22 protein-coding genes and 1 pseudogene are annotated in these 20097 nt (G+C 40.7%); 10 read left to right on the top strand and 13 right to left on the bottom strand.

The genetic code is table 11. From position 1 onward, the window contains the following. Window positions 1–186 precede the first annotated feature (186 nt). Window positions 187–1143 (top strand): annotated as a pseudogene (locus ACE1CA_RS28580) (DUF4912 domain-containing protein); the annotation flags it as partial. A gap of 134 nt (window positions 1144–1277) precedes the next feature. Here ACE1CA_RS28580 and ACE1CA_RS28575 read toward each other — a convergent pair. Together ACE1CA_RS28575 and ACE1CA_RS28570 are read right to left on the bottom strand one after the other, a co-directional pair. After that, complete coding sequence (locus tag ACE1CA_RS28575; RefSeq protein ID WP_413279455.1) at window positions 1278–1949, bottom strand: 2OG-Fe dioxygenase family protein; 672 nt, start codon at window positions 1947–1949, stop codon at window positions 1278–1280. Between the two features lie 154 nt (window positions 1950–2103). Then, entirely contained in the window at window positions 2104–2865 is a 762-nt protein-coding gene (locus ACE1CA_RS28570) for an HpcH/HpaI aldolase family protein (RefSeq protein WP_413279454.1), read from the bottom strand. Window positions 2866–3051: 186 nt separating this feature from the next. Between ACE1CA_RS28570 and ACE1CA_RS28565 the strand changes: the two genes are divergently transcribed. Further along, a complete protein-coding gene (locus ACE1CA_RS28565; protein ID WP_413279453.1) occupies window positions 3052–3705 on the top strand; it encodes a response regulator transcription factor in 654 nt (217 codons plus the stop codon). Window positions 3706–3744: 39 nt separating this feature from the next. On the opposite strand, the gene ACE1CA_RS28560 is transcribed toward ACE1CA_RS28565, so the two are convergent. From ACE1CA_RS28560 to rpsP, 9 genes are all read right to left on the bottom strand, one after another. Next, on the bottom strand, window positions 3745–4236 hold the full coding sequence (locus ACE1CA_RS28560) for a low molecular weight protein-tyrosine-phosphatase (RefSeq protein WP_413279452.1): 492 nt from the start codon (window positions 4234–4236) through the stop codon (window positions 3745–3747). A 42-nt stretch (window positions 4237–4278) separates the two neighbouring features. Further along, entirely contained in the window at window positions 4279–4923 is a 645-nt protein-coding gene (locus ACE1CA_RS28555) for an HAD-IA family hydrolase (RefSeq protein WP_413279451.1), read from the bottom strand. Between the two features lies 1 nt (window position 4924). Beyond that, window positions 4925–5545, bottom strand: coding sequence for a serine O-acetyltransferase (locus ACE1CA_RS28550; protein ID WP_413279450.1), 621 nt, complete (start codon window positions 5543–5545; stop codon window positions 4925–4927). A gap of 35 nt (window positions 5546–5580) precedes the next feature. Continuing rightward, entirely contained in the window at window positions 5581–6384 is an 804-nt protein-coding gene (locus tag ACE1CA_RS28545; protein ID WP_413279449.1) for a DUF6816 family protein, read from the bottom strand. 42 nt (window positions 6385–6426) lie between these two features. Continuing rightward, the gene (locus ACE1CA_RS28540; RefSeq protein ID WP_413279448.1) at window positions 6427–6834 is read right to left on the bottom strand and encodes a ChuX/HutX family heme-like substrate-binding protein; all 408 of its coding nucleotides are present in this window, start codon (window positions 6832–6834) and stop codon (window positions 6427–6429) included. A 105-nt stretch (window positions 6835–6939) separates the two neighbouring features. After that, the gene (locus ACE1CA_RS28535) at window positions 6940–7896 is read right to left on the bottom strand and encodes a PhoH family protein (RefSeq protein WP_413279447.1); all 957 of its coding nucleotides are present in this window, start codon (window positions 7894–7896) and stop codon (window positions 6940–6942) included. A 196-nt stretch (window positions 7897–8092) separates the two neighbouring features. After that, window positions 8093–8266 carry a 30S ribosomal protein S21 gene (rpsU, locus tag ACE1CA_RS28530; protein WP_073595038.1) on the bottom strand — a complete coding sequence of 58 codons (174 nt, stop codon included), beginning with the start codon at window positions 8264–8266 and terminating at the stop codon, window positions 8093–8095. A gap of 165 nt (window positions 8267–8431) precedes the next feature. Beyond that, window positions 8432–8866, bottom strand: coding sequence for a KH domain-containing protein (locus ACE1CA_RS28525; protein WP_413279446.1), 435 nt, complete (start codon window positions 8864–8866; stop codon window positions 8432–8434). Further along, window positions 8829–9089 (bottom strand): 30S ribosomal protein S16, encoded by a 261-nt coding sequence (gene rpsP, locus ACE1CA_RS28520; RefSeq protein WP_193981862.1) that lies wholly within the window; start codon window positions 9087–9089, stop codon window positions 8829–8831. The genes ACE1CA_RS28525 and rpsP overlap by 38 nt, the downstream gene beginning before the upstream one ends. 85 nt (window positions 9090–9174) lie before the next feature. On the opposite strand from rpsP, the gene ACE1CA_RS28515 reads away from it, so the two are divergent. Next, window positions 9175–9312 carry a hypothetical protein gene (locus tag ACE1CA_RS28515; RefSeq protein WP_486517571.1) on the top strand — a complete coding sequence of 46 codons (138 nt, stop codon included), beginning with the start codon at window positions 9175–9177 and terminating at the stop codon, window positions 9310–9312. Window positions 9313–9379: 67 nt separating this feature from the next. Here ACE1CA_RS28515 and ffh read toward each other — a convergent pair whose 3' ends face one another. Then, complete coding sequence (ffh, locus tag ACE1CA_RS28510) at window positions 9380–10843, bottom strand: signal recognition particle protein (protein WP_413279445.1); 1464 nt, start codon at window positions 10841–10843, stop codon at window positions 9380–9382. Window positions 10844–11067: 224 nt separating this feature from the next. Here ffh and hpsL point away from each other — a divergent pair, with 224 nt between their 5' ends. The 4 genes from hpsL to hpsP all read left to right on the top strand — a co-directional run bounded on the left by hpsL (window position 11068) and on the right by hpsP (window position 16248). Continuing rightward, window positions 11068–12741: a hormogonium polysaccharide biosynthesis protein HpsL gene (gene hpsL / locus ACE1CA_RS28505; RefSeq protein WP_413279444.1), complete on the top strand. Its 1674-nt coding sequence runs from the start codon at window positions 11068–11070 to the stop codon at window positions 12739–12741. Between the two features lie 84 nt (window positions 12742–12825). Further along, window positions 12826–13821 carry a hormogonium polysaccharide biosynthesis glycosyltransferase HpsN gene (hpsN, locus tag ACE1CA_RS28500; protein ID WP_413279443.1) on the top strand — a complete coding sequence of 332 codons (996 nt, stop codon included), beginning with the start codon at window positions 12826–12828 and terminating at the stop codon, window positions 13819–13821. 84 nt (window positions 13822–13905) lie between these two features. Next, window positions 13906–15081: a hormogonium polysaccharide biosynthesis glycosyltransferase HpsO gene (hpsO, locus tag ACE1CA_RS28495; RefSeq protein ID WP_413279442.1), complete on the top strand. Its 1176-nt coding sequence runs from the start codon at window positions 13906–13908 to the stop codon at window positions 15079–15081. Next, on the top strand, window positions 15082–16248 hold the full coding sequence (hpsP, locus tag ACE1CA_RS28490) for a hormogonium polysaccharide biosynthesis glycosyltransferase HpsP (RefSeq protein ID WP_413279441.1): 1167 nt from the start codon (window positions 15082–15084) through the stop codon (window positions 16246–16248). Between the two features lie 71 nt (window positions 16249–16319). On the opposite strand, the gene ACE1CA_RS28485 is transcribed toward hpsP, so the two are convergent. Continuing rightward, the gene (locus ACE1CA_RS28485; protein ID WP_413279440.1) at window positions 16320–17591 is read right to left on the bottom strand and encodes an MFS transporter; all 1272 of its coding nucleotides are present in this window, start codon (window positions 17589–17591) and stop codon (window positions 16320–16322) included. Between the two features lie 142 nt (window positions 17592–17733). Between ACE1CA_RS28485 and ACE1CA_RS28480 the strand changes: the two genes are divergently transcribed. The 3 genes from ACE1CA_RS28480 to ruvA all read left to right on the top strand — a co-directional run bounded on the left by ACE1CA_RS28480 (window position 17734) and on the right by ruvA (window position 20047). Further along, entirely contained in the window at window positions 17734–18558 is an 825-nt protein-coding gene (locus ACE1CA_RS28480; protein ID WP_413279439.1) for a tetratricopeptide repeat protein, read from the top strand. Window positions 18559–18665: 107 nt separating this feature from the next. Further along, entirely contained in the window at window positions 18666–19415 is a 750-nt protein-coding gene (locus ACE1CA_RS28475; RefSeq protein ID WP_413279438.1) for a sucrose-phosphate phosphatase, read from the top strand. Then, the gene (gene ruvA / locus ACE1CA_RS28470; protein ID WP_413279437.1) at window positions 19412–20047 is read left to right on the top strand and encodes a Holliday junction branch migration protein RuvA; all 636 of its coding nucleotides are present in this window, start codon (window positions 19412–19414) and stop codon (window positions 20045–20047) included. Before ACE1CA_RS28475 ends, ruvA begins: the two co-directional genes overlap by 4 nt. The last annotated feature ends 50 nt before the right edge of the window (window positions 20048–20097 follow it).

Below are 20097 nucleotides of genomic sequence, written 5' to 3'. Positions count from 1 at the left end.
AATGATGAAGATTGGTTAATGGCGGCTCGATCGACACCTTTGAGAATTGTGCCTGATGTGTTGCCAGCCACAGGAATTGATTTAGGTGCTGTCGTTAATCAAGTAACAGAAATTCCACCAATAATTGGTAATAGCGATACGCCTTACAGCACGCTTCGCGATACGCCTAACGGTACGCTGCGCGATCGCACCCAGTCCGAAATAGAAGCCGCCAAATTTAATTTAGGATCGGAAGAATTAATCCCAGAAGTCTTAGCCGCAGTAGATGAAGGACTTCCCGATTTACCATCAGGCTATGATGAAAGTCGCATTGTTCTAATGCCTCGCGATCCGCAATGGGCTTACACTTATTGGGATATTCCAAGACGACATAAGGAAGAATTGCGACAACAGGGAGGTTCTCAATTAGCTTTACGATTCTATGATGTCACTGATGTTGATATGGATTATCAACATCCGCACAGCGTCCAGGAATTTGAGGGCGATGAAATGGGACGGGAATGGTATTTGCCTGTTCCGGTGAGCGATCGCGACTACATCGTAGAAATCGGCTACCTTACTAATGATGGTCGCTGGCTAATGTTAGCTAGGTCAAACTCCATCCGCGTTCCTCCCCTCTATCCCTCCAGTTGGTCAAATGACCAATTCATCACTATTCGTTGGGAAGAGGAACTAGAAAACAAGCAATTTTTAGATTTAGGTTCTCCCACTCCAGAAGCAACTGTCACGTCACCTAACGGTTTTCATGACTCCTTCTTTGGCAGAATGCCAACCCCAAATTTAGCAGCACAAACAGGAGCTTCTTACATTTTCCCCTCTGGCATCGGTCAATGGGCATCAGGAGTTGGTTTTGCCTCGGAAGCACCAGAACGTTCTCGCCAATTCTGGTTAATGGCAGATGCAGAATTAGTAGTTTACGGCGCGACAGAACCGAATGCAGTAATTACGATCGGAGGTCGTCCCATTAAAGCTAACTCAGACGGTACATTCCGCTTTCAGCTATCCTTCCAAGATGGGTTGCTTGATTTTCCGATCGAAGCGATCGCACCCGACGGCGAACAAAGTCGTTCCATCCACCTCAAATTCAACCGCGAAACTCCCCTGCGGAATACTAATACTAAAGAGGAAGCACAGGAGGAGTAGGACAAGGGGAGATGGGGAGATGGGGAGATGGGGAGATGGGGAGATGGGGAGATGGGGAGATGGGGAAGTTTAACTCAAAACTCAAAACTCCTCAATCCCCAGTCCCCAGTCCCCAATCCCCAATCCCCAATTCCCTAGTCTTCAATCAAACTGGGACAAGTTAACACAAATACGTCTCTGGTGCCGATATCTTCAGTTACGGGTTTAATCGGGGTGGTGTAGTGGAAGAATTCGCGATCGTTCACTAATAGCAATTCACCCGAATTTAAAACTTGTTTGAAAACTGGGTCTTGTTTGCGATTCTTATATAAATGGGTTTCGCCACCCTGAACATTTTGTCTATCTACGGCAAAAATCCCAATTAAATCAGTGCCATCTCTGTGAATGCCTTCTGGTGCTGGGTTGCCGAAATTGTCTGGGGAACAAGTAGTGCGAATTTGATGCACTCCTACTTCTAGGGCTACTGAGTTTAACTTGCAAAAATCACTGAAGGCAAATAACAGTTTTTTAAATTCAACTAATTCGATTAACCGATCGTCTAATTCAGCAAATTCTCGTTTAACATCCCCGACTAAAGGGTTATAGTTTTTACTTTGAAATAAATAACCATGAGGTAGTTTGACTACTTCATCGGAGGAAACTTTAAACCGCGACAATCTTCTTTGGCGATATTTACCTTTAATGTAAGGATCTACAGGCAGATCGTTAAAGAATGGTTTGAAATCTTCTAAACGGATGCGCTCGACTCTTTGCAATGTAAACATCATTGCATATTGCAATTCCGTTGAACCTAATAAAGTTTGCATAGTAATTTCCCTTGCTAAGATTGATCCCCTAATATTGTTTGGGGCTTTTTCTTTTCATTATAAAAGCTGCTCAAAAAAATGTTGTCAAATGGACAACAAAAAATCACAACTTATGGTATAGGAAAATTTTACTCAGCAATTATACTTAATCTAACTAACTTCTTACGGCTTTGACTAGAGCCTGACAAGCACGAAGAAAGATCGCCACATCCACACCCAAAGCAATGTACTGCACCCCAGCATCAATCCATAACTTAGCCATCTCTGGATTATCAGCAAATGTACCTACAGCTTTCTGACTCTGGCGAATTTTGGTGACAGATTCTTTCATTAACTGAATTACACGGGCATCGCCCACCTGTCCCGGAATGCCCAAAGACTGGGACAAATCATAAGGGCCAAGAAAAATCACATCAATGTGAGGAACGCTGACGATTTCTTCGAGATTTTCTATACCCTTCTTGCCTTCCACATGAACTATAATTAAAGATTGTGCGTTCAATTTGCTGATAATTTCGGTACCTGCGGCAGTATACATTCCCGCACGAGTGTTTAAAGAAAGACCGCGACTACCTAATGGGTAATATTTGGCACTACTTACTACTGCTTCGGCATCGGTTTTAGTTTCAATTTGTGGCACTTGGACACCTGCGCTGCCGATATCGAGGGCGCGTTGAATTTGGGGGGCATCATTTTTGCGAACACGGACGATCGCACTAAGCCCCACACAATCAGCCGCCCGACAGAGATCTTCAGCTGCTAAAGTGTGTAAAGGCCCATGTTCCATATCAATAATTGCGAAATCAAAGCCAGCGTATCCACAAATCTCGATAAATGCAGGATAAACACAATTAATAAATGGCCCAATGACAACTTCACCTTGCTGAAGTTTCCGTTTAACTTGGTTTTCTTCCATTGATTCATTAGTCAGCAACATATTTAACTAGAATGTTAATAGCTATGAAAGCTATCTCATTAAGTTTTGCCTAAGCATTTTCCATCCGGGAGAAACGTTATCCTAGTAAAAAACTGATGATAGCGGTAATTTTAATCTAGACTTCGCCTATTCTATGGGTTAGGTCTGTTAGCCACCTGTAACCTCATGTCCTTGATAATCGTAGTAGCAGATGACGATCTGCCAATGCGTCTTTTTGTAAGTGAATATTTAGAGATGTGTGGCTACTCAGTAATAGCGGCTGAGGATGGTCAAACGGCGCTAGAGTTAGTGGAAAAGTATCATCCTCATTTATTGGTAACAGACATCATGATGCCGCGAATGGACGGCTATCAATTAGTGCGGCAAGTTCGGCAACGTCCTGAATTTCGGTTGTTGCCAGTGGTATTTTTAACGGAAAAAAATACTACTGAAGAACGAATTCGTGGTTATAAGTTAGGGTGTGATTCTTATCTACCCAAACCTTTTGAAATTCATGAATTAGGAGCAATCATTCGTAATTTGTTAGAACGATCGCAAATTATGCAAACTGAGTGGCATTTACGAATGCAGACACCCACATTATCAGGAAATGGTAACACAAATGCCCCAACAGCTTTGACTATATTGAATTTGAGTAAAAGAGAGAAAGAAGTCTTAGAATTAATTACTCGCGGATTATCAAATATAGAAATTGGCGATCGGTTACACTTAAGCGCGAGAACAATTGAAAAATATGTGAGTAATTTGCTCAGAAAAACCGAGACTAGCAACCGAGCCGAGCTAGTACGGATTGCGATCGAACAACGTTTAATCGATTAGTATCAAAGTCAACTTAATGAATTTCTGCCATTATTTCTGTTAACTTTGATTGGCTAACTTTTCCTGAGTGATAACATAGTTAAGCAACCCTTCACAGGCATCTAATAACAGATCGATTACCTGATTAAATCCTTCTGAACCACCATAATAAGGATCGGGTACTTCTTTGAGGTTATGCTTGGTACAAAAATCACACATCAGTTTAACTTTATCTTTGTATTGGTGAGAGCGATCGAGTGACAAAATATCCCGATAATTCTCTTTATCCATTGCCAAAATTAAATCGAATTTTTCAAAATCCGATCGCTGAAACTGACGTGCTTCGCCTACTAACTCAATTCCTTTAACTTTAGCTGCGGCATTCATCCGGCGATCGGGAGGACTCCCAATATGATAACTAGAAGTTCCCGCAGAATCACAAATAATTTCCTGACTTAAACCAGCTTGGTTAACCAAATGTCTCATAATGTTTTCTGCCGAAGGAGAACGACAGATATTACCCAAACAAACGAACAGTAATTTATATGCCATCACTCAAGGAATTTTGGATTTTCAACTATCTACTTTACACCTCTAATTGCGATTTAGCCAGACCGCCTTTAAACCAACAGCTTTTGCACCTTCATAATCCTCCTTAAAACTATCACCAATATGCCAAGCTGCATCAGCGGGGCAATCATGTTTTGCTAAACCAGCATAAAAAATTTCCGCTTCTGGTTTTGCTGCACCCACTTCCGTAGAAATAGTAACAGAGGAGAAAAACTGCGTCAAATCTAAAGCATCTAAAACTGAGTAAAGGCGGGAATCAAAATTAGACAACACGCCTAAAGTTATGCCCAAATTTTGCCAATATTCCAAAGCAGGAATGACATCAGGATAAATAAACCAAGGTTCAGCAGTAGCAAAATAATCGTAAAGTTCGCCAAAAAAAGTAGCAAAATCAGTAAAATTTTCCCAAACACCTGCTTCTTGAAAAGTGTTAATCGCCACTGCTTCCCACCATTCAAACTCCCGTAAGGGAATCTCTTCCAAAGGAACTCCGGGAAAAGCCATTTTCTCACTTTTTTTAAAGCTATTGTAGAAAGCGCGATCTAACTCTTCTAAGGAAACTTCTACACCAAACTTTTGTGCTAATTTTCCGTAGACTTCTCCCACGCTACCTTTAATTCCAAATAAAGTACCAACGGCATCTAAAAAAATTACTTTTGGTTGCTGCATTTTAAACTAATTCTTCTTTTACTTTCAAACCATCTCTTTTGATAATGTAAGCAGGAACACCGACAACTACGCAATTATCAGGAACATTTTTAGTGACAACTGCATTTGCTCCTACGGTGACATTATTCCCCAAATTGATATTTCCCAATACCTTTGCTCCCGCAGTGATTCTAACATTATTCCCGATTTTCGGACGACCTGTTTTATCTTTATAACCAATAGAGACTTGTTGATTTACCCAACAATTTTGACCCATATCTGCCATAATAATTGTGCTAAAACCATGTTGAATGAATAGTCCTCCCCCAATATTACAAGAGCGATCGATAAACAGCGAGGCACATTCTGGATAAAATATTTTGATTATTTTCATGAAGATTCTAGCTGAAAGATTTCCTTTACTTACTCGATAGTAATAAAGATTGCGAAACTCTTGATTCCGAGAAATTAAAGTTAGTAAATTTACTAGATTAGACGGCTCTTTCCATTCAAATACACTCACCCATTTTTGGACATCATTAACAATAATTTCCTTTTGTGTACTCAGGTAAAATAAGAATAATTGCGGAAAGACAAAACTCAATTCTAAAAATGTAAAAACTTGATTTATAATATCTTTCACAATCTCAACTCCTAAACCTTAAATTTAATTAATTATCATTCTTGTTTTTGTGGGTAAAGCTCTAAATGGTAACGATAAAGAGCGACTGGTTTTTCATTACTAAAGAAATAATTAGGGTCTTGAGGAGACAAATAAATAGCGGTTATTTGCTCTGCTGTAATAGGTGCTTTAGAATTTATTTGCCGTTGATACAAAGTAGTAGTTTCTACCTCATTTAAATAAACTTGTGCTGCACTGCGAAATATTTGTTGAGAGATTTCTGTAGCAATAAATTGTTCTGAATTAGCTTGTTCAGTAGCACGATTTGTCACCAGAGAAATTAGTTGCCGTTTTCCTGGTAAATAAGTAATTTGACGATTTGGGTTATTCCGATCGACATTTACAGAAAGCACAGATCGATCGCCCAAAGTAGCCCTAGCAATATTTAAACCATTAAAAGAGCGATCGGCAACCACTCTTATAGTTTTGAGTTTTGAGTTTTGAGTTTTGAGTTGAGAGAAAGGATAAGTTTTTATTTCCGATTGTTGTTCATTCACACCGACAAAACGCACTGAAAAATTGATGGGTTTATTTAAAAACTGTCGATTACCCTCAAACCCCGGAGTCACAAAATCAGGAGCCAAAGGTGCTACCATTTCCACCAAAGTACTACTAACATTCCAAGTACCCAACATCCAATCTGGATAAACCAAATCTTCAGTTGCTTTCACCGCCGAAATCGCGGGTTTACTATCCCAATTCGGGAATTGTGATAAGCGATCGTTCAGCGTACCCGCCCTCACTTCAGCACACCAAAAAAAACTCAACAAAACCAAACAAAAAACCCAAAAACCTCTCACAACTCCTCTCTGCGTTCTCTGCGTCTCTGCGGTTTCAAAAAATTAAATCGTCTCCACAGGAACAGGTTCCCAAACCTCCCCATACTTCTCCTTTAAACCTTGCCAAGCTTCCACCTGTCCCGGTTCATATTCTCCCGGTTTTCCCCACTGTAAAAAAGCACTAAAAGCAGGTTCTTGGTGTTCATCCAAAAAGCGAATTGCATAAGTAGTAAAATTCCCCCGTTTCGACTCCCCAGTTTCAAACTTCACTTGAGTAATTTTGTCCATATTCAAGTGAAACTCAAAATCATCAGCGTGCATATTCGCATACTTGCCTTTAGGAAGTTCCGCATAAAAAAGTTTTTTAATCGGACTACGGACTTCCAAAACTCCAGCACTACTAGTTACAATTAAACGCAGAGTACCTAAATTTTCACAAGCTTCCAGAAACTCTTTCAAATTAGCAGACATAATGATTTTGGTAATGGGTAGTTGGTATTAAGTTTGTTGTGACGACTTTAGTCGTTCTTTGCTGAAATTTAAGAAACACTAAAGTGTTTACAACGAACCTGATGTTTAACTATTTTCGTACTTTTCGTAAGCAGAAACAATTCTTTGTACCAAAGGATGGCGCACGACATCTGCTTGGGAGAGATGACAAAAAGCAATTCCTTCTACATTTTGCAGGATTTTTTGAGCTACTGCTAAACCAGAAGTTTGATTAGGTGGTAAATCAGTTTGGGTAATATCGCCAGTTACTACCATTTTTGAGCGAAAACCTAAGCGTGTCAACACCATTTTCATTTGTGCTGCTGTGGTATTTTGCGCTTCATCCACAATTACGAAAGAGTTGTTGAGAGTGCGTCCCCGCATATAAGCTAAAGGAGCGACTTCAATCACGCCTCTTTCCATTAAATTGGCGATTTTTTCTGGATCAATTAATTCATGCAAAGCGTCGTATAAAGGACGCAGGTAAGGATTAACTTTTTGCTGTAAATCACCTGGTAAAAATCCTAACTTTTCCCCAGCTTCGACTGCGGGACGAGTTAAGATTAACCGTTCATATTGATTAGCCAAAAGTGCTTGAACAGCTAAAACCGCTGCTAAGAAAGTTTTACCAGTACCAGCAGGGCCAATGCAAATGGTCAAGTCGTGGGTGCGAACTGATTGGATATATTGACGTTGACGAAAAGTTTTGGCGCGAATTTCTTCACCGCGACGAGTGCGGGCGAGCACATCTCGCTGTAAGTCTTGTAACTCTTCAGTGCGCTGAGTATCTAAAGCGTGACGGGCGGTGAGGATATCGACCTTAGCGATCGTTTTACCATATTTCCAGAAGTCTTCTAGCGATCGCACTAACCTACCACAAAGCTCTACCTGATTCGCCGTTCCCGAAATCAATAAATCTTGTCCGCGCAACACCAGTGTCGCACCAGTTTGTCGCGCCAAAGTCTTCAAATTTTCCTCTTGATTTCCGCTTAATGCGATCGCACTTTCTTTCGTAGGTAGCTGAATCGTAGCTGATTCCGGCATTGTTGAAAAATCTTGCAGCAGTTTAAAATCACCTTGTCTTTTTACAATACATAATCCCCTCACAAAGCAAAAAGACGCTGCACCCAAAAATCAGTCACCACAGAAGTAAAATCTGAGATAACTACAGGTGTGGCTGAGCGTCATTTTTGCTTTTCGAGAAATCAAAAAATTATTGTTTTATTCCCAGCAAATATGATTAATATCTGCGCTTGCGTGAAGCTTCAGCTTTCCGCTTGCGACGGAGGCTGGGCTTCTCGTACCGTTCACGGCGTTTAACTTCCGATAAAATTCCCGCTTTTTGAATCTTTTTTTTGAAGCGTCTCAACGCCGAGTCAATTGACTCATTTTCTCCCAAACGGACTTCTGCCACTTTTTAAATTTCACCTCCTTAAGGCTTTCCAATTTACTACTTAAAGCAATTGTATTACTTCAATCTTGACAACCCCTCAATATTACATACTAACCCTAGCGAAGTACGGCAGAAATAACTAAACTAGTCGAATAAAAAAGTTTTATTTCCTTCTGCCTGCTTGCGCTAGCGCGGTCGGAGTCTATGAGGAGCTCTCGACGGACTAGGAGGACGGGGAGAAGGTCTTCGCCCCATATCTCTATCCCTATCTCTAGTTGGTGGACTGCTCTCATGCTCTGCTGGTGTACCACCGTAGATATCCAGATAAACCGATTGTCCAGCTAATTTTGCGGCTGCGGCTATTACCGCTCGGATTGCCTGAATATTACGTCCACCACGTCCAAAAACCCGCCCTTTATCTTCACCTTCAAAAGCCAGTCGAATCCATACTTTCGGTTTAGTAGATGAAATTTCGCAGTCTACCCTTAAAGAATTAGGCGACTCCAAAAACGGCAGAAGAAGGAATTTCACAAGTCCGGGATAATCTGGTGAACTTGTGATTGATAAGGGTTGGGCGGAACCATTACTCGGTAACTGGGGTACGTAGCTGCTCGAAGACATTAGCTTTTTGGAGGATGCTGCGAACGGTATCAGTTGGTTGAGCGCCTTCTTTGAGGCGCTTGACGATCGCTTCTACATTCAGTTTAGTTTCATCAGTGCGCGGATTATAAAATCCTAATTCTTCGATCGGACGACCTTCTCGCCGAGATGTACTGAGCGCCGCTACAATCCGATAGCTGGCCTCCCGCTTTTTACCGTATCGCTTTAATCGCAATTTGATCATTTTGGAAAACTAATTTGCACAATTCTGACTAATCTACAATTGTACTTCTCTAAGAGTAGCAATTGGTTAAATCTTGATAAAGGAGATGGGGAGATGGGGAGATGGGGAGATGGGGAGATGGGGAGATGGGGGGATGAGGAGATGGGGAGATGGGGAGATGGGGAGATGGGGAGATGGGGAGATGGGGAGATGGGGGGATGAGGAGATGGGGGGATGGGGATAGATCTAGATCTAAACTCCCCCTACCTCCCCACCTCCCTACCTCCCCACTTCTTCTTCCCAGTCCCCACTTATAATTGACCGAACCCTTTTTTCTTTTTGTCCTTTTTCGGCTTCTTCTTGCCACCGCCGCCACCGTGACCGCGCCAGCCTGGAGGTGGTTGCCGATTTCCGAAGGGACTCATCCCGCCACCCATTCCGGGCATACCCATTCCAGGCATACCCATTCCGGGCATTCCGCCTTGTCCCATTTGCTGCATCAAAGTTCGCATTTTTTGGAAATCAGACACTAACTTAGAAACTTCTGTTTCTCGATAACCCGAACCTTTAGCAATACGCTTGCGCCGACTGGGAGAAGAAGCTAATAATTCTGGTTCCTGGCGTTCTTGCCGGGTCATGGAATTGATCATCGCCTCAGTTTGCTTGAGTTTTATCTCAGCTTCCCGCAATTGTTGATCGGAAATTTTGGGCATTCCGGGCAGCATTTTTAATAGCCCGCCGAAAGATCCCATGTTTTTCATCAAGCGCATTTGCTTGAGGAAGTCGGTAAAGTCAAACTTAGCCGAGAGGATTTTTTCCTGCATCTTCTCAGCATCGGTGAAATCGATCGCTTCCTGCGCCTTCTCCACCAACGTCAACACATCACCCATCCCCAAAATCCGAGAAGCCATCCGGTCAGGGTAAAAAGGTTGTAAAGCATCCACTTTTTCGCCCACACCGATGAACTTAATCGGTTGACCGGAAACTTGCCTTACCGAAAGCGCCGCCCCACCTCTAGTGTCGCCATCCATCTTGGTGAGAATCGCACCAGTAACTCCGATTTGTTCGTGGAAAGTGCGAGTCAGAGTCGCCGCCTCTTGTCCCGTCATCGCATCCACAACTAACAGAGTTTCATCAGGTTGCACGGTTTGTTTAATCCGGGCTAACTCTGCCATCATGTCTTGGTCGATTTGTAAGCGTCCGGCAGTATCGATAATTACCGTATCAAAACCTTCTGCTTTTGCCTTTTCTACCCCTTGACGGGCGATTTCTACGGGGTCGGCATCTTTCCCCAATTCAAAAACGGGGACTTCAATTTGTTGACCTAATGTTACCAACTGATCGATCGCTGCCGGACGATAAACATCTGTCGCCACCAGCAAAGCAGAACGATTCTCTTTGCGTAAGTGTAAAGCTAACTTAGCCGTAGCTGTAGTTTTACCCGTTCCCTGTAACCCTGCCATTAAAACAACAGTGGGTTTTTTCTTCGCATCTGCCAAGGGGACATTGCTTTCCCCCATCACACTTACCAGTTCGTCATAGACGATTTTGATAAACTGTTGGTCAGGGCGTACCCCAGTAATTACTTCTGCACCTTGGGCTTTAGTTTTTACCTCTGCCACAAAATCTTTGACTACTTGCAGGTTGACATCTGCTTCCAGCAAGGCGCGACGCACTTCCTGTAAAGCTTCTTGAATGTTGCTTTCAGAAATGCGGTCTTGTCCCCGTAACTTTTTCCAGGCACTTTCTAAACGATCGGCGAGTGCATCAAACATAAATCTATTATTTCTCAGTTATTTATTAGGTTATCAATTGGTGATTCTTGATTGTAATTTGGGCAGTCTTAGTTAGGGGCTGTTGCCAGCATCGGTGTTCTGAATGCTATAACAGTGTCCGCAGGTGCATTGTTCAGCTTATCGGAACTCTTTAATCATTTTGCGATCGTTTGGGAAAGCGATCGTTACTCCTAAACCAAAAAGCAGTCTATTTCACTGCCATTATGCCCAAGCCCAAATCTAAACGAAAATCTAAACAAAAGACCGATAATGCCGAAACTCCCCAACTTAGTTTAAAGGAGCAACTAGCACTTAAGCGCCAAGCAGCCAAAGCCAAACAGGAATTTATTAGCTTGGCTAGTTCTACCTTTTTTGGTTCCCTGTTCTTGGGGTTATTACTCTTTCCCATTGGTGGAATAAAAGCCACTAGTGGTGTAACTGTGGGTATTACTGCGATCGTCCTCTCTTTTAAATACCCTCGCCAAGCACTTTGGGCTTTCCTCTTCTATATGCCCTTCGGTGGCACTATAGTTTATGGCATTGCAGGCGGTAACGCCCTTTTTCAACTAGCTAAAGATGCCTTTTTTATTCCCGCTGCTATCACTATCTACCAAGAATTTAAACGCAAAAGTCAGCCTTTTCTGATTCCCAAACAGATTAGAACTCCTTTCTTTGTGATTTTGGGTTTAGCCATAGTTACACTTTTGGTAGTTAATGCTGCTCAACAATTTGCTCCTTCCTGCGACAGTTTGCCACGCGGAGTCAGAATATCCTGTAGAAATGGTCAACCCATAATCATGGGTTTGTTGGGTTTAAAGGTACTTTTGGGATACGTTCCTTTAATTACTTGTGGTTATTATTTGATTCGTAATAAAAAAGAGTTACTTTTTTTTACTCGTTCTCATTTAGTCTTAGCCATTATCTGCTGCTTATTAGGCTTAATTCAATACCAATTTCTCAGCAGTGGTAGATGTGAAGGAACTAGGGGAATGTCTGGACAAGATTTATTTAAGGCTACCCTAGAAGCTAGATGTTTGGTTGGTGGTTCCTTAGTTTTCAGTCCCGACGTAGGCATGATCCGTTTACCTGGAACTTTTGTTTCTCCTTGGCACTGGGCTTGGTTTCTCATTTCTAATGCTTTTATAACTTATGCCTCTGCTTTTAGTGACCCTTCTTTTATTTGGCGAATGGGGGGTTTATTTGGCATGGGATTGGTAATTATTAATTCTTTCATTTCTGGTCAAAGAATTGCTTTGGCGCTGGTTCCAGTAGTATTTATAATTCTATTAATTTTGACTGGACAAATAGCTAACCTGAAACGTTTTATTCCGATTGCGATCGGAATTGGTGTGGTAGCAGCTATTGGTACAGCGATGTTTCCAGAAGTAGTTCAAGAACGGGTAGATAGCTTTGTCAGTCGCTGGAATGCTGCGCCTCCTACTGATTTTATCGCTAGTCAAGCTGAGTTTACTTCTAAGGGACAAAGTGGCATTTTTGGTGCGGGAATAGGTAGGGCAACTAACTCGGCGCGTGCTTATGGTGCAGATGCTTTGATTGAAACTTTTTACCCTAAATTACTCTTTGAATTGGGGCCATTGGGAGCGGGAGGATTTTTAATTTTTGTTACTATGATTACTTGGGTAACTTTTAAAATCTATCGCTCGGTTAAAGAGCATAATTTACGCAGTTTTGCTGCCAGTTTTTGGGTATTTATTTTGGTAATTAGTTACAACACTTACTGGTATCCTTTAGATACAGACCCAGTAGCAGTTTATTATTGGTTCTTAATTGGTGTAATTGTCAGGTTGCCGGAGATCGATCGCGAAGAACGCGCCAAAGAATCCGCAGAAAATCCTATTGACAAGAAACGTAAACCGAAAAAACGAAGTAAGTCGTAATTTCTTAAGCAAAACTTTTGTTTAATTGCTGGTTCAACAAGTTTAACTAAATTAGGCACACTTTCTCAACAGGAAACTAAATTTATGAATCTACCTTCAATTTCTGTAGTTATTCCTACTTACGAACGAGAAGAAGCTTTACGGGGAACGATCGCAGATGTACTAAAACAAGATTACCCAAGTTTTGAAGTAATTGTCGTCGATCAAACCAAAACCCATCAACCAGAAACTCAAGCTTATTTAGAAGAGTTAGCCAAAGCTGGGAAAATTCGCTGGTATCGTTTAGATTGGGCGAGTTTACCTGGGGCAAGAAATTATGGGGTACGGCGAGCAACAGGAGATATTATTTACTTTATTGATGATGATGTAGAAATGCCCGTTGATTGTTTAAAAAATCATGCCCGTAACTATATGGAAAACCCGGAAATTGGGGCAGTGGCGGGGAGAGTTTTCGATCGCATGAAATTGGCAGATGCCCAAAAGGAAAAACCGGGAGAAACTTACACAATTGAATATTTACCACCACAAGCAATGGACCCTGGAATTGCTTGGTATTATATTGATTTAGTGCATACAACCAAACCGCAACAAGTGATTACGGCGAGAGGTTGCAATATGTCTTTTCGTCGGGAAATTTTTAGCAAACATGGATTGTATTTTGATGAAAGATTTCGTGGTAGTGCGGTGCGAGAAGAGTCAGATTTTTGTTTAAGATTGCGAAAAACTGGTTATAAAATTTGGTATGACCCAGAGGCTTTTTTGGTACATTTAGGAGAAGAAACTGGTGGGTGTCATGATATCAGTACGCGATCGCTAAAATACCAAATAACTTTCTACCACAATCACTTTTTAATGGGTATGAAAAATCTCACAATTGACCAACAATTGAGATTATTTTATCGGTTATTTGACTGTCACGTACTTGGTCGTCCACCTTGTCATAAAAGCGGTTCACCATTAAAAATTATTAGCCGCGCCGGATTTTACAGTTTGGGATTTTTCAAAGCTTTAGGTACAGTAATTCAGTCTACTTGGAATAATGGGCAAATTTACACTCAACAAGATTTAGTTAAGGAGTAAACTGTAAGGTCTTGAGTCCTTTAATTTAGGAAAGAACGACTAAAGTCGTCACAACAAACTAATCATAATAATTTATCTAAAAAAATGAGAATTCTAGTTGCTAGCCATACTTATATTGTTGACCTGAACCGCGAGAAATTAAGAGAATTATCTCGATTAGAATCAGGAATTGAAGTTACAGTGGTTACTCCTCGAATTTGGCAACCTGGAGGAGTCCAAAATAAAACAATTGAAACGCATCTTTTACAAGAAGGTTCTTTCCGGGTAGTGCCAGTTTCTAACTTTAGCAAAAACAACCAAGGTTTATTAACTTTTGGTGCAGATTTGATTCCTTTATTACGCCAGTTTAAACCAGACATTATTCAGGTTGAACAAGGTTCTAAAGCTTTAGCTTATGCCGAATTTATTACTTTGAATAAGCTGTTAGGTTTAAAGGCAAAAAATGTCTTTTTTACTTGGTGGAATCTGCCTTATAACTTAAAGTTTCCTATTTCATGGCTGGAGTCATACAACCTTAATAATACTGATGGAATTGTTGTGGGAAATAAAGATGGAGTAGAGATTTTGCGGGAAAGAGGCTACAAAGGGCCAATGGTAATTATGCCGCAATTGGGTGTTGATGAAAGTTTATTTAAGCCACAAACTCAACCGGAATTAGCTAATCAATTGGGAATTCAAGAAAGTGATTTTGTAGTGGGTTTTGTGGGTAGATTTGTCGAGGAAAAAGGCTTACTTACTCTAATAGAGGCTTTAGCTGGTTTGGCAGAGAAGCCTTGGAAATTGTTATTATTAGGTCGTGGGCCATTGGAGTCAACTTTGTTGGCAGTAGCGGCGGAAAAAGGGATTAAAGAAAAGTTGATTTTGGTGGAAAGTGTGCCGCACGATCGCGTATATCAATATATCAATTTAATGCACACTTTGGTATTACCCTCGCAAACAACATATAAATTTAAAACTTTAACTGCTGCTGGTTGGAAAGAACAATTTGGTCATGTTTTAATTGAAGCAATGGCTTGCAAAGTTCCGGTGATTGGATCTGATTCTGGAGAAATTCCTAATGTAATTGGTGAAGCTGGTTTAGTATTTCCTGAAGGCAATGTTGCGGAGTTGCGAAAATGTTTGATGCAACTAATGGAAAACCCAGAATTAAAAGATAAATTGGCGGATTTGGGTTATCAAAAAGCAATTAATCAGTACACTAATAAAGCTTTAGCCAAGCAATCGTTAGATTTTTATAAACAAATAACTGCAAAAAATTAAATGCGAATTCTCCAAATAGTTCCCTCTATTTCTCTAGTTTATGGTGGCCCTAGTCAGATGGTTTTGGGTCTTTCTAGTGCTTTAGCGAAAGCAGGTATTGAAGTCACAATTCTGACTACAAATAGTAACGGAGATGCTGGACAACCGCCTTTAGATGTGCCTTTAAATTGTCCGGTAGAACAAGATGGTTATCAGATTCGTTACTTTCGTTGTTCTCCGTTTCGCAGATACAAATTTTCTTTAGATTTGTTGCAATGGTTAAATAATAATGCCAAAAATTATGATTTGGCGCATATTCATGCTTTATTTTCGCCTGTGTCTTCAGTAGCAGCAACCGTCGCCAGAATGCAAAAGTTACCTTACATTTTGCGTCCTTTAGGAACTCTCGATCCTGCTGATTTACAGAAGAAAAAGTTGCTGAAAAAAGTCTATGCAACTTGGTTAGAAAAGCCTAATATAGCTGGTGCGGCGGCGATTCATTTTACTAGTTTGGAAGAAGCTAAAGTTTCGGAAAGATTTGGGGTAAAAACTAAAGATTTGGTAATTCCTTTAGGCGTGAGTTTGCCAAGACTGGAGAAGGAAGAAAATGAATTTGTTAATTTGTCATCTCCGGTAATTTTATTTATGTCTAGAGTCGATCGCAAAAAAGGGTTAGATTTACTAATTCCGGCTTTACAAAATTTGGCAAACTCAGGGATAGATTTTCATTTTGTGTTAGCGGGATCGAATCCGCAAGATCCAGAATATGAGGAAAAAATCCGATCGCAAATCTCCACCACACTACCAGGCAAAGTAACGATAACAGGTTTTGTCAGAGGCGATCGCAAAGTCTCATTACTAAAAAATGCCGACTTGTTCGTGTTGCCATCTTATTATGAAAACTTCGGTATTGCTGTAGCCGAAGCAATGGCAGCGGGTACACCAGTTTGTATTACTCGTGGAGTTTATATTTGGGAAGATATTCTAAATGCAGAAGCTGGCTGGGTATGCGATCGAACAGTAGAATCTCTGACAGAAACATTGCGATTAGCACTTCAAGATCCAACAGAAATTAACCGAAGAGGATTAAACGCCAAAGAGTTAACAATTAAAAACTATAGCTGGGAAGCGATCGCCCAACAAACAATCCAAGCTTATCAACAAATAATCTCTTCCTCACCTAATTAAGATCTTATACCAAGAGGCAGAGCCTCTATTTTCGTTCCCAGGTTCAACCTGGGAACGAGATTTGGGAGGTTCTACCTCCTCTCCTGCGTCTGATTGTAATGCCTAACTAGGTGATTTAAATACTGCAAAATCGCAATTAAAATACTAACACTAAAAGCTAATAACAACCAAAAATTATTGATTAATAAAGCATTTTGATCCATTACCCAACCGCCTAAAGGTGGACCGATCGCATAACCGATCGCCCAACAAAGAGAATTAATAGAAAGGTAAACTCCCCGTAAAGAAACAGGGGCAATATCAGCCACAAAAGCTGCTGCTGAAGGAGTATAAGAAACAGTAGCGATCGCTAAAATTCCCATCCCCAATATTGCCCAAATTAATTGAAAATTTGGTACACCACCAATAAACCAAATTAAACTAAAACCTATCCCCCAAAGTAAAGCCGAAATCATTAAAGCTTGGGGATGATTGAAGCGTTTGAGAAAACGAGATACAGGAATCATGGTTAAAATAGCTAAAACCATGTGCCAACTGAAAAGGATACTAATTATTTGCGAAGAAAACCTGCTGCTAAAATATAAACCAAGCGTACTGTGTAGCTGGGAAATGTAAGTAGTAAATATGATATTGATGACCACAAAAACTAAAAGTAAGCGATCGCTTAAAGCAGTTTGCCAGGAATTAGGCAAAAACCTCCAAATTTTGCTTGTAGCTGCGCGAGTTTCCCCATTGCCTTTGTAAGTTTCTGCTATCAGTAAATAAACTACTACAAAAAAGACTATAAAAGAAATCCCATCGATAATAAACAACGTTCGATAACTACTAGTAGTGCTAATTAAAATACCTCCCAAAATAATTCCTAAACCTAAACCAAGGTTATCTGCTAACCTTACTACCGCATAAGCTTCTTGTCGCACTTGACCTTCAGTTAAATCGGCTACTACCGCTTCTGTAGCAGGCCAATATAAACCTATACCAAATCCCGCCAACAAATTAACTAAAACAAAGGTGAAAAAGTTATTGGTTACTGCTAATCCAAAAGAGGCGATCGTCGAAATTGCTGCGGAAAGTAACAAAGTACGGCGACGACCCCAAAATTGAGAATCACTAAACAAACCACCCATTATTCGCCCGAAAACGCCGGAAATAGAAGCACTACCTAAACCTAAACCTACTTCGGTAGCAGATAAACCAACACCTTTAGCAAAGAAAATAGGCGCATAAAAAAGTGTAAAACCAGTGCCAACATCAGATAAAAATCTACCAGTAGCTAGAATCCAAATTTGTGGATTTAGTTGGGGGAACCAAGCACGTAATTGAGGCGGTAAAAAAGATTTCATTGGTAAAATGGCTGCAAATAGAAAAATTTTTGGCACACATTTCTAAAACAAAGTGGTTAAACCCTGATATCCTAATTGGCAACAATGTGAATTTCTTTGAAGTCTAAGCTTATACTGACTACCAAGCAGATTGCTTACACACATGAAAATCATTTACCAATCAATCACAATTTTAGGTATTGTCACTTTACTGGGTAGCGTCTCTGTTTTAGATGTTAATGCACAATCAAAACCTGGACAGACGCAATCTAACCCAACCCAGGAAGAGTCAGGAAAACCCGATGCTAGTCCCACACCTGGGGAAACCCAAGTAGTTCCCGCGACACCAGAAGCTACCCCTGGAACACCCCAATCCCAACCAGGGGAAACGCAGTTATCTGCGGAGGAATACTACCGTCAAGGTGCAAGTAAGGCTGAACAACGGAATTATGAGGGTGCGATCGCAGATTATACCCAGGCAATTAATTTAAAGCCTGATTATGCCGAAGCTTATCTGAGGCGAGGAATTGCCCGTTACTTTTTAAAAGATTACCAAGGGGCGATCGAAGATAGTACCGCAGCATTAAAGATAGAACCCAATAATGCTAGGGCTTTAACTAATCGTGCCAATGCTTACGACGATTTAGGTCAACATGACCAAGCCTTTGCTGATTATAATGAAGCGGCAAGAGTTGACCCTAAAGATCCTAAAGTCTTTTACAATCGAGGCATTGCTCACAATAGAACGAAAAACGATCGGGCGGCGGTTCAAGATTATACTCAGGCAATTCAACTGAAGGCAGATTTTGCGGAAGCATTCTTTAATCGCGGCGTGAGTTATTACAATTTAAAAAATAATCAAGCCGCCATTAAGGATTTCCAACAGGCAGCAGAATTGTTTAAACAGCAGGGAAATACTAAATCTGCTACTCAAGCTCAAGAAGCGGTGCGATCGCTTCAACAACTGCGTCCCCAAAGCCGTAGCTAAAGAAAGGTGAAAACCCAAAATGAAAAATTAAAAATTGAGGTAAAAAACTCTTTTTTAATTTTTCATTTTGTATATTTGATTTAGGTAATATTTCCCCAGAGGTTTTTATGGCTAAATTTTTATTTGTTAGCGATCTGGATAATACTCTAGTCGGTAATGACCAAGCTTTAGAAGAAATTAACGAAAAGTTAAAACACCATCGTCAAGAATATGATACCAAGATTGTTTACACTACAGGGCGATCGCTCACCTTGTATCAACAACTTGCAGAAGAAAAGAATTTGTTAACACCAGATGCTTTAGTTACGGCTGTAGGTACAGAAATTTATTACCAAATCGGTGATAGTCCAGACGCAATTTGGTCAGAACAAATGGCGATCGGTTGGGAGCGAGAATTAGTAATTAACACTGCTTCCCATTTCGCTGATTTAACTCCTCAACCAGAAACAGAACAACGCCCTTTTAAAGTTAGTTATTTCCTATCAGAAGTTGTAGCAGCAGATGTGCTTTTTGAACTAGAAGATTTATTACAAAAACGGGGCTTAAGTGTAAGATTAATTTATAGTGGTAGCAAAGATTTAGATATTATCCCCCGACGTGGCAATAAAGGTGCAGCAATGCAATTTCTCCGGCAAAATTGGGGAATAGAGGCTACCCAAACCGTAGTTTGTGGTGACTCAGGAAATGATATTGCTTTGTTTAGCGTGGATAAAGAAAGGGGTATAATTGTCGGTAATGCCCTTCCAGAATTGCTGCGCTGGTGTGAAATTAATCCGGCGGCTCATCGTTACCTAGCAAAATCATCTTACGCTGCTGGAATTTTGGAAGGTTTATATTATTTTGGTTTCTTTAAATGATTGCCTATCTTCAAGGCACGATCGCAGGAATTTACAAAAGTAGTGGCAATCGCTGGACACTAATTTTAGAGGTAAATCAGATCGGTTACGAATTACAAATTCCGCCTCTATTAGCCCAGCAATTGTCCGAAATTGGTGCAACAACCCAAGTTTTTACTCATTACCAAATCAAAGAAGACCAAGCAGTTTTATATGGTTTTGGTTCGACTGCGGAAAGAGATTTGTTTCGCCAATTAATTAGTGTGAGTGGGATTGGCGCAGCTTTAGCGATCGCACTTATAGACACATTAGGATTACCAGATTTAGTCCAAGCAATTGTCACCGGAAATATTCGCGCCTTAACAAAAACTCCCGGAGTCGGCACTAAAACAGCCGAACGCATCGCCTTAGAATTAAAAGCAAAACTATCTCAATGGCGGACAGAAACCGGACTTTCTCAAGCTATTCCCACTAGTCCTTCCGCCGCTATCATCGAAGATGTAGAAATGACTTTACTAGCTTTAGGATACACTCACAACGAAGTATCAAAAGCAATCAAAGCTGTCAGTGAAGATGGGTTAATAGCTAAAAGTAAAAATGCCGAAGATTGGATTAGAGGTGCGATTTCTTGGTTAAGTCAAGCAATTGAATAAACAAATAATTCTCTCTTTAGGAAGATAAGCAACAAGCAAACTTATCTCTT

Origin of the sequence: Floridaenema evergladense BLCC-F167, from assembly GCF_041929205.2 — a bacterium.
Classification (GTDB): Bacteria; Cyanobacteriota; Cyanobacteriia; order Cyanobacteriales; family Aerosakkonemataceae; genus Floridanema; species Floridanema evergladense.
Note: the sequence above shows the minus strand (reverse complement) of the source record. Positions and strands in the feature narration are given on the sequence as shown.